We start from the raw sequence: 14684 nt of genomic DNA on the forward strand, positions 1-14684 counted from the left end.
GCCGACAGCCACGAGGCCGCGATTGAGAACAGGTTGCGCGAAATCTTGCGCCAGTTTAGAACGGAATTCGTTGCGCGTCCGATCGAATCCACCCGCCCCCACCTTACGCACAAGGCGCTCCGTTACAAACCGCCGAAGGGACTGGGGCGGCTCAAGACAAACGTAGCCGCGGATTCGTGCCGTGCCCGCGCGAAATATCTCACAATTACACAACCAACCTCACATCAGCCCGTCGACGTTTCACTTACCGCATTGGTTCAGCTTCTGTTGCGACGAGGTACGGTTTCTGAAGACCGGTTCGAGAAGTCGGTGTGCCGTACACGTTTACGCGCCTCCCGAGGTAACGATTGAGATCGACACCCGCTCCGGCGGCGACGTACAGTTCCACCACGCCTTGCGGGGTCTCGAGCATGTAGAGTTGACGGTTCGGGCCGTCCGGCGTCATGTTCGACCGCCGGAGCGTCCCCGCGTGCCACCCGCCCCGCTCTTCCGGATCGGCTGCGGGGGGCAACGGTTCGGGAACCCCGACCGTCACCCGACGCTCGCCACTGCTGCTGGGACGCGCCACAAGTTCGTCCCGTCCCGCCGGCCGCACGGCGTTCGGCACTGGCGTCGCAGTGGCCGTGCGGGTCGTGCCGCGCTGCTTCTCGCGGATGGCGTGGATGCGGGTGAAGCACAGGGTCGCGATGTCGTAGTCGCCGTTCGTCCGGCGGATCTCCGCGGCGTACTGGTAGTAGAGCTTTTCCGCGTCACTGAGGCGGTTCTCTCGTTCGGCCGCTTCCGCCTGTGCCCAGAGAGGGTGGTTCACGATGGGCTTGCTTGGGGTTGCGCCGCCGGCTGCCGCGGGCGTAACCGCAGGGCCTGGGACGGACGCAACCGCTCCGCCCGCGGGGGTCGCGGACAGCGGTTTCGCCCCGGCATCCGCACCAGGGGGTAAGGGGGCTACCGTTTCGTTCACGCGAACGGTGTAACTGCTGCTTGCGGACTTCTCGAGTTGCACCGCGGTCTTGGGCAGGTAGCGAAAGTCTCCTGCGGGCGACACGATCATGTACCACGTCTTGGGCGCTTCGCCATCCTTGACAGCGAAGTTACCCTTCGGCCCGATGAGGGTTAACGGAGTGCCGCGAGGGATTTTAATGCGGCGGCTATTGAGCGGGTGGTTGAGGCCGACTTTGCCAGCCGCCAGCGTGACCTCGTCCTCCTCATCGTGATCGACGATCACGTGCCGCGGTACGGGCAGTTCGCGAGCGGGCTCTCCAGCGTGTTCGGCGCTTTCACGCAGCGGGTCGCGAATGAACTGCGTTTGCACCCAGCTCACGGAAGTCCCGTAGGTGGCTACGGCAAGCCACCCGTTCCCCTCGTCCTTTTCTACGAGGACCGTGGCGCCTTTGGGGAGCGTACCGGTGTCGGGGAAATTGTCACTCGGGCCGGCGCGCAGTTTGACCTCTTCATCGATCACAACTGCTTTATAAGGTTGCGATTCCGCCGACGCGGTGACCGCAAAAGACAGCGCGAGCAACCCGACGAGCGGGGTTCGGAGCATGGGGGATTCTCCGGGTCAGTGCTCTTGGATTCGAGCGTTACTCCACGCATACCATGACCCCGGAACCGATCAAGGTCGGTCGGCGGCGGCGCAGGGGTCCTATCCTGACGGGGACGCTCCTAACCCGGATTCTCCTTACCTCCTCGGTGCCCGATGTCGAACCCCACGCTCGCCGACCTTGCGCGCATGTTCGATCACTCACTGCTCCAGCCCAACTTGACCGACGCGGACCTGGAACGCGGTTGCCTGCTGGCGCGCGAGTTGGGAGCCGCGTCAGTGTGCATCAAGCCCTACGCCGTCCGCCTCGCGGCCAAACTGCTCGCGGGGAGCACCGTCCAGGCGAGCACCGTCATCGGGTTCCCGCACGGCGCGCACCTCACGCCGGTCAAGGTGTTTGAAGCCGAACGCGCGATGGACGACGGGGCTACCGAACTCGACATGGTCGTTAACATCGGCAAGGTGCTGAGCGGCGAGTGGAACTACGTCGCCGACGACATCGCGGCCGTGGTGCGTGCGGCTCACGCCCGGGTCGCAAAGGTGAAGGTGATCTTCGAGAACGCCTACCTGAAGGACGAACACAAGCGCGAGTTGTGCCGGATTTGCGGCGAGGTGCGTGCCGACTGGGTGAAGACAAGCACCGGCTACGCCGAAACCGGTGCCACGATCGAAGACTTGAAACTGATGCGTGAGCACAGCCCGGCATGGGTCCAGGTCAAGGCCGCGGGCGGGGTCCGCACGTTCGAGAAGTTGATGGAGGTGCGGGCCATCGGGGTGACCCGGGTCGGCGCCACCGCGACGAAAGCGATTCTCGACGACGCGAAGGCTAAGGGCGTTGTGTAGGGCCGCTCACGGGCAAATGCGGTTCGTGGCCCCCTGCGCCTCCAGAGCCTCGAATTCCTTCTCCATCTCGTCGTAGTAATCGGATAACTGAATGTGAGCGTGCCGGGCACACCAGTCGTCAAACGCACTCAGCGCGCCCGGCTTCTCAAGCACTGATTCACCCAATCTCACCACAAGCCGGTTCGGGCGGTGTCGGGTGGGGTCGAGTACCGCCAGCGCGTCAGCGACACCGCGCGCTTGGTAGGTGATGAGATACGCAAGTGCAACACTTCGCCCTCGTCCGGCCCGACAACTCACCAACAGCCGCTCCTTGCCCTTTGCATAAGTTAGGGCCTGAGCGATTTGAAGGCCCGAAGGCGGAAGCAAGTTGGGGCTCGGCCCCTCCACATCGTCAAAGCGAAGCACGAGACTCGAAAGTGACTGCGCGTTCACGAAATCCGTCACTTGCCTCCCGGAGTCGAGCAGAATCAGCGTGTGCCACTGCTTCGGCTCGCGCTCGAGCAGCAGACTCGCAGCGGAATACCCGCCAATCCGCACCTGCGTGGCAGGTGATTCCATGAGTTCTCCAGGCAAGACGGTTCTGATTAACGGCCCGGGTAGTTGTGCCTGTGCCACAAAAACAAAACCAAAGCAGACATCGGTGACCGGATCGTGTATGGGCATCGTTGCCATCGGCATCACACCTTCATGAGCCTCAACCGCACGGCGTTAAGCGCGAGTTTCGCGGTTCGGCTCATGATCTCGTACCGCGTGCCGAGCCAGCCCCAGCGAACCACTTCGCACCCGTCGGCGTGCGCCAGCCCCACGTAGGCCGTGCCCACCGGGTTCTCCTCGGTGCCGCCGGCCGGTCCCGCGAAGCCGGTTGTCGACACGCCATAGTCGGTTCCGAACTTCGCGCGGACCCCTTCGGCCATCGCCCGCGCGACCGGTTCGCTCACCGCGCCGAAACGGTCCAGCAGTTCTTTCGGAACCCCCAGCTCGCGGTGCTTCACCTCGTCGGTGTAGCTCACCACACCGCCCATGAAGAAGTCGCTCGCGCCGGGCACTAGGCACACCCGATGCGCGACGAGCCCGCCGGTGATGCTCTCCGCGGTCGCAAGGGTCTTGCGCTTCTCGTGCAGCAACCGCACGACCGCCCCTTGCAAATCGTCGTCCTCGGTGCCGAACACCAGCTCGCCGAGGCGCTCGCGGATCGTGGCTTCCACCGGAGCGATCTGTGCCTCGGCTTCGGCCAGGGTCGGTGCGCGGGCGAGAATGCGGAGCGAGACCACCGCGTCGCTGACGGTGATGCCGACCTCGGGAACGTGCCCGCGGCGGGTAAGGTCGAGGAGCTTCGCTTCGACAGCAGACTCACCCGTGCCGAACGTGTTGATCTTGCGCTGGATAAACACGCCGCCGCCCAGCCCCATCGCCAAGAGCTTCGGCTGAACCTGTTCCAGGTACATCCGGTGCATCTCGGACGGCACCCCGGGCATCGCGATCACCTGGGCGCGTCCGACCTGCGCCCACACCCCCGGCGCAGTGCCTGCAACGTTGAGAATGGGTTCCGCACCTGCGGGAATCAGCGCCTGAACATGATTACGATCCGGCATCACCCGCCCGCGCTTGGCGAACATCTCTGCGATGTGCGCCAGCGACGCCGCGTGTTCCACGAGTTCCACCCCAGCAGCCGCAGCGATCACCTCACGGGTCAGGTCGTCTTGCGTCGGTCCCAGACCGCCCGTCGTAATGACAAGGTCCGCGCGCTTGGTCGCGATCTTGAAGCACTCGACGTTCTCGGCGAGGTCGTCCCGGACCGTCGTGTGAAACGCAACCGGAATGCCGATCTCGGCGAGCCGCCGGCTCAACCACTGCGCGTTGGTGTCGAGGTTCTGCCCGCTGGTCAGTTCGGTCCCGATGGAGATGACTTCGACTTTCATCGGCGTTGTTCCGGGGCTCAATTATGTGGCGGTCCAGAAGGGAAAGACCCTGGCGGTAGCTTACGCCCGCGCGGTTGCTTCGGCGCCGCACTTGTGGCTCGGGCTGGGTCGAGGTGTCCCGCCGGCAGGCGCCGACGTATCTTGATTCCACAACTATCACGGGTGAACCATGCCGAAAGCAGTTCGCATCACCGAGACGGGCGGCCCCGAGGTGCTCCGCTGGGAAGAAGTAGAGGTTGGCGCTCCCGGCGCGGGGCAGGCGCTCGTGCGACACACCGCCGTCGGTGTGAACTTCATCGATACCTACCACCGGTCCGGGTTGTACCCGGTCCCGCTCCCGAGCGGAATCGGAAGCGAGGCCGCGGGCGTCGTTGAGGCGGTTGGGCCGGGGGTGACGGTTGTGCGACCCAGCGACCGCGTGGTGTACGCCGGCGGCCCGCGCGGCGCTTACGCCGAGAGCCGGCTGGTGCCCGCCGAGGTTCTGCTGCCGATCCCTGCGGGCATCGACGACCGGACCGCCGCCGCAGTGATGCTGAAGGGCATGACCGCGCAGTACCTCATTCGGCGCACGTACCCGGTGAAGACGGGCGAAACGGTGCTGTTCCACGCCGCCGCGGGCGGGGTCGGGTTGATCGCGTGCCAGTGGCTGAAGGCGCTCGGCGCGACCGTCATCGGCACCGTCGGGTCGGACGAAAAGGCCGCGATCGCCCGCGCGCACGGGTGCGACCACGTCATCGTTTCCACGCGCGAGGACATCGCCGCCCGGGTGAAGGAACTGACCGGCGGGGCGGGGGTGCCGGTGGTGTACGACTCGGTCGGGAAGGACACGTTCCTCAACTCGCTCGACTGCCTGCGCCCGCTCGGGTTGATGGTCAGCTTCGGGAACTCGTCCGGCAAGGTGACGCCGTTCGACCTCACCATCCTGTCGCAGAAGGGGTCGCTGTTCCTCACCCGGCCGACGCTGGCCACTTACACGGCCACCCGCGCGGACCTCGAAGCGACCGCCAACGACGTGTTCAACGTTTTGCGCAGCGGCGCCGTGAAGGTCGAGGTGCGCCACGTGTACCCGCTGGCGGACGCGCAACAGGTCCACCGCGACCTCGAAGGCCGCCGCACCGTCGGCTCGGTCGTAATGACACCCTGATCCCTCCCGCCTTATGATCCATTTCCCGGAGCCCCCGCGTGACGCCTTTTGATCGCTCGCGCCGCGAGTTCCTCGCGCTTTCCGCCACAACGGCAGCCGTCCCCCTCGCGGGCGGGTTCGCATCGGCGCAACCGCAAGACGCCGACGCCCCGCTGATCGCTTACGTCGGTACGTTCAGCTCCCCGCTCAAGGACGTGCTCCCGACGCAGGTCGATCTGCCGCCCGGTAACGGCCGCGGCATTCATATCTTCCGTGTGGACCGTGCCACGGGCGCGCTGACGCCGACGGGCGTTCACGAGATGGGGACGAGCCCGAGTCACGTGACGGTGAACTCGACCGGAACACACCTCTACTCCGCGAACGAAACTGATCGCCAGGGGGACCAAAAGGAGGGGACCGTTACGGCCTTTGCGATCGACCGAAGCAACGGCAACCTGAAGCCGCTCAATACGGTAAAATCCGGCGGCGCCGGACCGACTTACGTGAGCCTGCACCCGTCGGGTAAGTTCCTGTTCGTGGCGAACTACTTCGGGGGCTCGGTCGCGGTGCTTCCCGTACTCGACGACGGGAAACTCGGGGACGCAACGGATGTGAAGCGCGACGCCGGCAAGATCGGCCCGACGAAGGCTGCAAACGCACCCAAGGGGAGCTTCGCTTTTAGCGGCCACGATCGCACCCACGCGCACCAGATCCAAACGGACCCGTCGGGCCGGTACGTACTGCACGTCGATCTCGGGTTGGACGCGATCTTCGTGTGGAAGTTCGACGCAAAGAACGGCACGCTGACGGCCAACGACCCCGCGCCGGTATCGCTGCCGCCGGGCGACGGCCCGCGGCACTTCTCCTTCCATCCCAACGGCAAATGGCTGTACTCGGTCCAGGAGGAGGGCTCCAACGTGGTGCGGTTCGAGTACGACGCCGACTCCGGCAAGCTGACCGCCCGACAAACGATCTCCACACTGCCGAAAGGATATGCGGGGAGTAACTTTTGCTCCGAGATTCTGGTATCGGCAGACGGGAAGTTCCTGTACGTCGGCAACCGGTTACACGACAGCATCGGCATCTTCGCGATCGGAGAGACCGGCGATTTGACCCACGTGGGCGATGAGTGGACGCGGGGTAACTACCCCCGCAGCTTTAGCTTCGACCCGACCGGGGCGTTTCTCTACTGCTGCAACCAACGAGCGGACCACGTGACCGTGTTCCGGACGGATCGGAAAACCGGAGCGCTGAGCTTCACCGGGCATTACACCCCGGTCGGTAACCCGTCGTGTGTTGCGTTTCTGGACCTGAAGGAGAAGGGTTGATGAACATCCGCCCGCGGCGCCCGTATCCACGGGCGCCGCGGGCGGGCGAGGGCTCCACGACAACCGCGCCGGCCGCTCAACTCAGTTGACCGTGGCACCGGTGATTTGAGCGGTCATCTGGGCTCGCATCAGGGGCTTGTACGTTCCGGGCACGGTACGGAAGCTGATCGCTAGCCGGTTCCAGCCGTTGATTGCGACTACCGCCCACGTGAGGTCCGCCAACTCCTTTTCGGTGAAGTGCGGACGCACCTCGTCGTAAACCGCGTCCGGCACGTGACCGTTTAACTGCGTGACCGCTTCAGTCCAGGCCAGCGCGGCCCGCTCCCGTGGGGTGTAGAACGGCGTCTCGCGCCACGCGTTGAGCGCGTACAGCCGCTGTTCGGTCTCGCCGGCCGCGCGGGCGTCCTGGGTGTGCATGTCCAGGCAGAACGCGCACTCGTTGATCTGCGATGCGCGGGTCTTCACCAGTTCCAGCAGGCTATGCTCGAGCCCGCAGCCGCGGAGGTACGTTTCAATCCCGTACATCGCCTTCAGCGGCTCCGGGCTCAGCTTCACGTAGTTCAGGCGGGGTTCCATTGGCGTTCTTGCTCCAGGGCAACGGGCGCTTCGTTCCGGCGCCGGCAGGCGCGTCGGACCAAAGGCGCAATTTGTCGGGGTTCAGAGTCACATAAAGACGGCTCACACTCGCGCCCTCGGTAGCGAGCGTGATGACCTCAAAAGGGGCACCATTGGTGACGAACACCGCACCGAGGCCGCCGTTGATCGTCGTGAGGGTCAGTTTGCTCACGGGCCGCAACTTTCGGAACACCACCGCGAACAGGTTGGCGACCTTCCGCGTTCCGACCACCGGTTCCTTGGCCGCAAACGCCTTTCCGCCGCCGTCCGATATGAGCGTCACGTCGGCCGCGAGCATCGCTTCAATAGCGCCCGCGTCACCGGACCGGCAAGCGGCGAAGAACTGGGCCGCCAAGTCGTCCGCCACCCCGACCGGGGCCGCGTACCGGCGCTCGCGGGTCTCGAGGCGCTTCCTCGCGCGGGCCGCGATCTGCCGCACGTTGACCGGCGTCTTTTCGAGCACCTCGCCGATCTCGTCGAACTCGTACCCTAACACCTCACGCAACAGGTACGTGGCGCGTTCGGCGGGCGACAGCGTTTCGAGCAGCACCAGGAACGCCATCGAGAGCGATTCCGTCAGTTCCGCGCGATCGCTGCCCGCGCCGCCCCAGGTCTCGGGAACCGGCTCGGGCAGCCACTGGCCGACGTACTCTTCGCGCCGCGCGGTCCGCAACCGGTCGATGCACAGTCGGGTAGTGGTCCGCACCAGCCAGCCTTCGGGCGAGTTGATATCGGTCGCGTGCTGGTGGTACCGGAGGTACGCGTCCTGAACCGCGTCCTCGGCGTCGGCTACGGTCCCGAGCATCCGGTACGCGACCGCTAGCAGTTTGTGCCGGAACTGTTCCACGTCCGGAATCGGCGCCTCGCTCACGTTACGACTCTCTTCGTTCGATCGATTCGCCAGATCGGCTCTCGCGGAGCCGAACGGACCCGTCGCGCGTGATCGCGGGTCAGTGCTTTTTCGCCTCGGGAACCGCGAGTTCCTTGGCGTCGCGCGGGTGCAGCACCACTGCCAGTACACGGGTCATGCCCTTCGCGGCCGGGTTCTTCGACACCCGGTGCAGAGACCCGGTCGGCTCGTAGAACGTCTCGCCGGTCTTGAGCACCTTGGCCGGCCGATCGTCAACGGCCCATTCGTACTCGCCTTCCAACACGTACCCGAACACCGGGCCGGGGTGCCGGTGCGGTGCGCCCGCCTGGGCGGGTTCCAGTATGACTTCGACGAACGTAACCTTCGCGTCCTTTCCGTCGAGTTTCTCGACGATGTTCGACACGGCGAACGGTTTGACCGAAGATTTCTCGCCGTGGCGGGCCGCGCCCAGCCCCCCGAACCCGATCCCGATACCTGCGGTGAGCGTCAACAAAGTGCGGATCACGGCTACTTCTCCTTTAAACGGGCAGGATGCGTCCGGCCTTCGCCTCCAAGGACGGAGAGGGGGATGGTTTTGTGACGCCGCGGCGGGATTTTCGAGAACGGCTGTGTGCAGTCAGAAATGTGGCACAGAGGGAGGGGCCGGCTCGGACCTACAATGAGAGGGACAAATCGCCCGTTCGGCAATACGGAGCAATTATGGCGCACCGCGAAACCCGCCGGACGTTCCTCGCGTACTCGACCGCTGCCGGCGCTCTCGGAATTACCGGCGCGACTTCGACCGGAGCACCCGCCATGACGCACTTCATCTGTGTGACCTGTGGAACGCAGTTTGTCGGCGCTCCGAAAGAGCCGGACGGCTGCCCGATCTGTTTGGACGAGCGCCAGTACGTCGGCCACGGCGGGCAGAGGTGGACCACTCTGACCGAATACGCCAAAACCCACAAGAACGTATTTACCGAGGAGGAGCCGGGGCTGCACTCGATTCACACGCAGCCGAAAGCGGGAATCGGCCAGCGGGCGTTCCTGGTCCGCACCAAAGAGGGCAACGTGCTGTGGGACTGCGTCCCGCCGCTCAACGACGCCACGGTCGCGGCCATCGAGAAGTTCGGCGGCCTGGCCGCTATCGCGGTCAGCCACCCCCACTATTACACAACAATGGTCGAGTGGAGTAACGCGTTCGGGAAGGTACCGGTCTACATCCACAAACTCGATGCGAAATGGGTGATGCGGCCGGACACCGTGGTCAAGTTCTGGGAGGGCGAAACGAAGTCCTTGCTCGGTGGTCTAACGCTGGTGAAGACGGGCGGGCACTTCGACGGCTTTCAAGTGCTCCACTGGCCCGCAGGGGCCGCGGGAAAAGGCGTGCTCCTGAGCGGCGACCAACCCTACGTGTGCCTGGACCGGAAGTGGGTCAGTTTCATGTACTCCTACCCGAACCTGATCCCCCTCGGCCCGACCGCGATTCGACAGGTGTTGAAGAGTCTGAAGCCTTTCGCGTTCGAGCGGCTCTACGGCGCGTTCCCGGACCAAGTCGTGGCCACCGACGCGAAGGGAGCGGTCGAGCGTTCTGCGGAGCGCTATCTCAAGTGCATCGGGGGCTGACGGCCCCTACAACGTCCATCAGGGGCCGGTCCGCCAGCTCGCACGCTCTCCCGAAAGGTCACCATGCACGCACTCCATTGGACGCTCTCACTGATGGTACTATCGGCCTCCCATGCCGGTTCTTCGGCTCAGGAGAAGCAGCCCCCACTGGTGACGCGGAACCGGGTGCAGTTGAATCTTGCGGGCGCGGAGACGGCACTCACGGCCGCCAAAAAGAAGGCCGCGGCGATGGGGTTGAAGTCGAACATCGCCGTGGTGGACGACGGCGGCCACCTGCTCGCGTTCGCCCGCATGGACGGGGCACGGCCGGCGAGCGGCGCGACCGCTCTGAGCAAAGCCGTATCTGCGGCCATGTTCCGCCAAGAGTCGGGAACGCTGCCGGCCAAAGGCGAACCGGACGTGCTGCTGAGCCTGGGCATTCAGACCGCCAGCGGAGGTAAAATCACACCTCTCAAGGGCGGAATTCCCATCGTGATCGACGGACAAGTTGTGGGCGCGGTCGGAGTGGGGGGCGGGAGCGGCGAGCAGGACGCCGAAGTCGCCAAGGCCGGCGTTCAGGCGCTGCTCGACGTACTGGCCGAGAAAAAATAGCTACCGCCGCTCGTGCGGCGAAAGTGGGTGGAAGATGCCGCTCGTACTTCTGACCGTCGTAACACTCGCCCTCGGCGAGCCCGTAACGACCCACCCGCTGCCGGGCTTTCGCGCGAGCGCGTGGTTCGCCGAACAGGTGCGCGAGGAGTGGGTCGCGGAGGGCGTCCGCGCGGTCGCGAACGCGCCCGCGACGTTCGACCCGAAGAAGCCCACTCGGCTCATCATCTACGCGACCCCCAACGGCAATTCCATCGAGCAGACGCTCGGCTGCGCGACGGGTGCCGGCGTCGACTGGCATTTTGATATTCAGCACGTCGCGGCCCAGGTGCGGAAGTTCCGTGAGGTCGTCCCGGGCGAAAACATCATACTGGCGTGCGTCGAAGCCGACGGGCTGAGTTGGCCCGCGTGGAAGCGCCACTACAAGGACGCCCCCGACCGGGTTCGCAAAGTGGTCGCGCGGCTGCGCCAGTGGGTCCCCGGCGTCAGGGTGCGTGTCTCGCTGGCCGGGCACAGCGGCGGTGGCAGCTTTCTGTTCGGGTTCATTGATGGCGCCGATCAACTCCCGGATTGGGTCGAGCGGATTGTGCTGCTCGACGCGAACTATGCCTACAGCGACGCAAACGAACACGGGGACAAGTTGCTCGTGTGGCTAAAAGGCGACACGGACCGTCGCCTCGTCGTCATCGCCTACGACGACCGAAACGTTGAACTCGGCGGCAAGAAGGTGGTCGGCCCCGACGGCGGAACCTTCCGTGCTACCGAGCGCATGCGGACGCGGTTCACCAAAGACGTGACGTTTGCAGAGACCAAAGCCGGGGACATCACAACCAGCACCGCACTCGCTGGGCAACTCGCGCTAATGGTTCACGCAAACCCGAAGAACAAGATCCTCCACACCGCTCTGGTGGGCGAAATGAACGGACTGCTCCGCGGCCTGACCGACCCGGGCGCGAAGCCGGCCTGGGGCGAGTTCGGTGCGCCACGGGCGTATGGCGCGTGGGTCCAGCCCGCACCGGGTATTCCTCAGCGGCCGGCCGGTGCGGTCGGTGGGGCCGAGTTCTTCAAATCACTCGACAAACTTACCCCTGCGGAACGGGAAGCTGCAGTTGCCCGAGAAGTGCTCCGCGGAAATGTTCCCGAGTTCCTGCGAACGTTCCAGAAAATCACGACGAAGTCGCGCGATGCGGGCGGCAAGGAACGCACTGCGGTGTTCGAGGTCATGCCGGATTACCTCGCAGTGGGCAGTGACACCGATTTCGTCCGAGCACCAATGACTCCGCAAACCGCAGCGCGAATCGCCGACGCGTTCGGGTGCGCGCTACCGACCCGTAAAGCCGTTGACGAGGTGTATCGCGCAGCGGTCGTCAAGTTGGAGCCGAAACCGCTCACCGAGGACCGTGAGCGACCGTCGACATTCTTGAAGCACAACGCGCTGATCGAGGACCAGCGCCGCGGACAGAAGGTCGGCGAACTGGTCGCGGGGATCAAAAAAGATGTGGTGGTATCGAATCGGCTGACCGAGAAGCCCGGCCGAGTCGCCATCTACGGGTGGCACAAGCTCGATGGGAAAGCCATTCAGCCGCTGACGATCGTCCACGGCGAAACATACGTGGACTACAGCCACGGGGTACGACTGATGAAGCGCACGGTTCTTGTGGACGACCAACCCCGCGACGTGCGGCACGTTCTGTATTCGTCCGCGCTGCACGCACTGTTAAGCGACGAGGGGCCGGTGACCCGCCCGACGTACTGATCCCCCTACAGCACAATACGGACCAGAGCGACGAGCGCGACGTGACCTGGTTGAGCGTCGCATATGGGCCGGACGCTAGCGGGCGGGTAGCACGGCGGTTCGAGCCGCTCAACTGCACGAGCCGGGAGCTGTGACCCAACGGAGCCGTCACCCGCACAAGGAGCGACGTACCCGCGGGCTCGTCCGTGCCTTCGGCGACATCGATCGAGAGCATACCAAGGCTATTACGGATCTGGTCCACCGACTCGGCTTCGGCGCCCCGATCGACAAGTTCCGCGTGCCCTTGATGCGCCCGCCACAGCCCATTCGTTTGAATGTCCGCGGCCCGCGAAGTGATCTTGCCTACCAGAATGCACGACGCTATGGCGGGCGGAACTATGAAGACAACCTATTACCTCGTCACGGGCGCGGCAGTGGCCGTGGCAGCGCTGGTCGTCTACGCCCAGCTCCCGAACTTGAACGGCCCGTTGCCGCCGGTCGAAGCCGCGGCGAACGCCACACCACCAACCGACGTGCCGCGCCTTCCGCTGCCGGCCGTACCGGCTCCTCCGGACGAGCCACTGGTTGTGCCCGCAGGGCAGGCCAAACCGGGCGAACTCCCGGCGCTCCCCATCTCGGGTGGTGCGTCATCAGCCCCCCCCTTGACACCGCCGGTCGTGACGCCGGTCGCACACACCGACCCTGTCGGCACCACTCCGCCCGCGTTGCCGGTGATTCCGGCCGGGACGGTGGTTCCACCGAGCGTGCCTGAAGTACCGCCGCCCGCGGTCGAAGGAGCCACGCCGGTGCCTCTGCCCGCCCCGCCGGCGAGCGTGGTCCCGGTTCCGGCGGTGGAACCTGTAGTCCCCGCCCCCTCGGTCCCTCCGCCTTTGGCTTCAGAACCCGTGCCCTCCGCGACGCCGCTTCTGCCGCTCCCGACTCCGACTCCGATTCCGGCCCCCGCTTTGGACCCCGTACCCTCTGCTCCGACGGTCCCGAGGACGGCCGAACTGCCTGCGGTCCCGTCCGCCAAACCTGACGCGCCGGTTGGTCCCGCCGTATCGCCGAGTACCGCGCCGCAACCGGTTCCCACACCGCCGGCCGCTCCCGCGAAGCCGCTCCCGGCCCCGACCCCGGTGCCGCAACCTCCGGTGCAGGCGGCTCCGGCGGCCCTGGCACCCACCGTCGTCGGTGACAGCACGCCGACGCAAGGGGAACAACTATCCGGCACGAAGTACGTGGTCCTCAAAGACGACAAGATCATTGAGGGGGCGGTGACGCTGCGCGGCGATGTCGTTGTCGTTCGCCAAGGGGCACTGGACCGGCCGTTCGGGAAAGGGCAGGTACAGTTCGTCGCAAACAACAAAGACGAGGTGTACAAGTTCCAGCTCGCGAAGGTGCCGGCAACCGACGCCGTAGCCCGGTTGAAGGTCGCGCGGTGGTGCATGTTCAGTGGCCTGCGTGAGCAGGCACTTGCCGAGGCGCGCGAGGTGCAACAGTTGCAGCCGGCGAACGCCGACGCAGCGGCACTGGTGCGTTCCTTGGAGTTATCGCTTCAACAGTTCCCGCCGGCCGGGGCAGTCAAAATGAGCCCGCCCGCGTCACCAAACCTGCCAACGGAGCTCTCTGCACGGCCGACCGCACCGACGGGTCCGAACGATTGCGACCCGGACCTGCCGCCCGAAGCCATCAAACTCTTCGCGACGAAAGTGCAGCCGATTCTGGCGAATCAATGCGCCGAGTGCCACGCGAAATCGTCCATCGTTGGGGCGTTCAAGATGGCGCGTGTCGATCCGGCTAACGCCACGCCGAAGGCAACGCGGGCTAACCTTTGGACCGTCGCCGGGCAGTTGCGCAAGGACGACCCGGCGGCCAGCCCGCTGCTGCTGAAATCCCTTCAGGCGCACGGCGGGCAGCGGGCACCGTCGTTTGCTACGCGCCAAGCAGTGGCTTACCGAATGCTCGAAGCCTGGGTCGCAATGGCGGTCGCAAAACCGGCGGCGGCCGTTCCTGTCGTTCCGAACGTGTTCGCGCCAACCGCTACGGTCCCGGTAGCACCTGCACCCGCGTTGCCGCCGGCCGGGGTGCCCGCGGTCGAAACGTCTCTACCGCCGGCCGGCCCGGCGATCGTTCCGGCCCCGACTACGCCCGTTGCTCCTTCGGTCCCCGCGCCAGGGGTCCCGACGGTGCCCGTCCCGAGCGTCGATCCGGTTGTTCCGCCCGCGATCCCCTCCGTTCCGCCGGAAGCACGGACGGCCCCTGCGTTACCGTCGGCCCCCGCGGTTCCGCCGGTGCCCGCGTTGCCCGCCACGCCAGCGATTCCGGGCACGCCGTCGATCCCGGCTACAGCCCCACTGCCCCCGACGGTTCCGCCGGCCGCACCCGCGCTCCCGAAGCCACCCGTTTTGCCCGCGGCACCTCCGATCCCACCGGCCAGCGGGTTCGGTGAAGCGAGTACGCCTAAACCGGGTGGCCCCGCGGGTGGCGACGAATTCGATCCGGCCGGGTTCAACCAGC

General features: G+C 65.6%; 12 protein-coding genes and 1 pseudogene. 7 read left to right on the forward strand and 6 right to left on the reverse strand.

The window, feature by feature from the left end; all coding sequences use genetic code 11:
* Positions 1 to 244: 244 nt before the first annotated feature.
* Positions 245 to 1543, reverse strand: a complete 1299-nt coding sequence (locus R5W23_RS12560) for an SH3 domain-containing protein (protein WP_320686617.1) — start codon at positions 1541 to 1543, stop codon at positions 245 to 247.
* A 153-nt stretch (positions 1544 to 1696) separates the two neighbouring features.
* Between R5W23_RS12560 and deoC the strand changes: the two genes are divergently transcribed.
* Positions 1697 to 2383, forward strand: a complete 687-nt coding sequence (deoC, locus tag R5W23_RS12565; RefSeq protein WP_320686618.1) for a deoxyribose-phosphate aldolase — start codon at positions 1697 to 1699, stop codon at positions 2381 to 2383.
* Between the two features lie 6 nt (positions 2384 to 2389).
* Here the strand turns inward: deoC and R5W23_RS12570 are convergent, their stop codons facing one another.
* Together R5W23_RS12570 and R5W23_RS12575 are read right to left on the reverse strand one after the other, a co-directional pair.
* Positions 2390 to 3055 carry a protein-tyrosine phosphatase family protein gene (locus tag R5W23_RS12570; RefSeq protein WP_320686619.1) on the reverse strand — a complete coding sequence of 222 codons (666 nt, stop codon included), beginning with the start codon at positions 3053 to 3055 and terminating at the stop codon, positions 2390 to 2392.
* Positions 3056 to 3060: 5 nt separating this feature from the next.
* Positions 3061 to 4302, reverse strand: coding sequence for a competence/damage-inducible protein A (locus tag R5W23_RS12575; protein WP_320686620.1), 1242 nt, complete (start codon positions 4300 to 4302; stop codon positions 3061 to 3063).
* Positions 4303 to 4471: 169 nt separating this feature from the next.
* Here R5W23_RS12575 and R5W23_RS12580 point away from each other — a divergent pair, with 169 nt between their 5' ends.
* Both R5W23_RS12580 and R5W23_RS12585 read left to right on the forward strand, forming a co-directional pair.
* The gene (locus R5W23_RS12580; protein WP_320686621.1) at positions 4472 to 5446 is read left to right on the forward strand and encodes a quinone oxidoreductase family protein; all 975 of its coding nucleotides are present in this window, start codon (positions 4472 to 4474) and stop codon (positions 5444 to 5446) included.
* A 38-nt stretch (positions 5447 to 5484) separates the two neighbouring features.
* Complete coding sequence (locus tag R5W23_RS12585) at positions 5485 to 6753, forward strand: lactonase family protein (protein WP_320686622.1); 1269 nt, start codon at positions 5485 to 5487, stop codon at positions 6751 to 6753.
* A gap of 81 nt (positions 6754 to 6834) precedes the next feature.
* Here R5W23_RS12585 and R5W23_RS12590 read toward each other — a convergent pair whose 3' ends face one another.
* The 3 genes from R5W23_RS12590 to R5W23_RS12600 all read right to left on the reverse strand — a co-directional run bounded on the left by R5W23_RS12590 (position 6835) and on the right by R5W23_RS12600 (position 8744).
* Positions 6835 to 7329 (reverse strand): carboxymuconolactone decarboxylase family protein, encoded by a 495-nt coding sequence (locus tag R5W23_RS12590; protein ID WP_320686624.1) that lies wholly within the window; start codon positions 7327 to 7329, stop codon positions 6835 to 6837.
* Positions 7265 to 8239 carry an RNA polymerase sigma factor SigJ gene (sigJ, locus tag R5W23_RS12595; RefSeq protein ID WP_320686625.1) on the reverse strand — a complete coding sequence of 325 codons (975 nt, stop codon included), beginning with the start codon at positions 8237 to 8239 and terminating at the stop codon, positions 7265 to 7267. The genes R5W23_RS12590 and sigJ overlap by 65 nt, the downstream gene beginning before the upstream one ends.
* Positions 8240 to 8318: 79 nt before the next feature.
* Positions 8319 to 8744 carry a cupin domain-containing protein gene (locus R5W23_RS12600; protein ID WP_261184075.1) on the reverse strand — a complete coding sequence of 142 codons (426 nt, stop codon included), beginning with the start codon at positions 8742 to 8744 and terminating at the stop codon, positions 8319 to 8321.
* A 194-nt stretch (positions 8745 to 8938) separates the two neighbouring features.
* On the opposite strand from R5W23_RS12600, the gene R5W23_RS12605 reads away from it, so the two are divergent.
* From R5W23_RS12605 to R5W23_RS12620, 4 genes and pseudogenes are all read left to right on the forward strand, one after another.
* The gene (locus tag R5W23_RS12605) at positions 8939 to 9844 is read left to right on the forward strand and encodes an MBL fold metallo-hydrolase (RefSeq protein WP_320686626.1); all 906 of its coding nucleotides are present in this window, start codon (positions 8939 to 8941) and stop codon (positions 9842 to 9844) included.
* A 63-nt stretch (positions 9845 to 9907) separates the two neighbouring features.
* Positions 9908 to 10435, forward strand: coding sequence for a GlcG/HbpS family heme-binding protein (locus R5W23_RS12610; RefSeq protein ID WP_261184077.1), 528 nt, complete (start codon positions 9908 to 9910; stop codon positions 10433 to 10435).
* Between the two features lie 34 nt (positions 10436 to 10469).
* Positions 10470 to 12188, forward strand: coding sequence for a hypothetical protein (locus R5W23_RS12615; RefSeq protein ID WP_320686627.1), 1719 nt, complete (start codon positions 10470 to 10472; stop codon positions 12186 to 12188).
* A 377-nt stretch (positions 12189 to 12565) separates the two neighbouring features.
* A pseudogene (locus R5W23_RS12620) lies at positions 12566 to 14684 on the forward strand (hypothetical protein); the annotation flags it as partial.

It is taken from the genome of Gemmata algarum (assembly GCF_034097035.1).
In the GTDB taxonomy this organism is placed as follows: domain Bacteria; phylum Planctomycetota; class Planctomycetia; order Gemmatales; family Gemmataceae; genus Gemmata; species Gemmata algarum.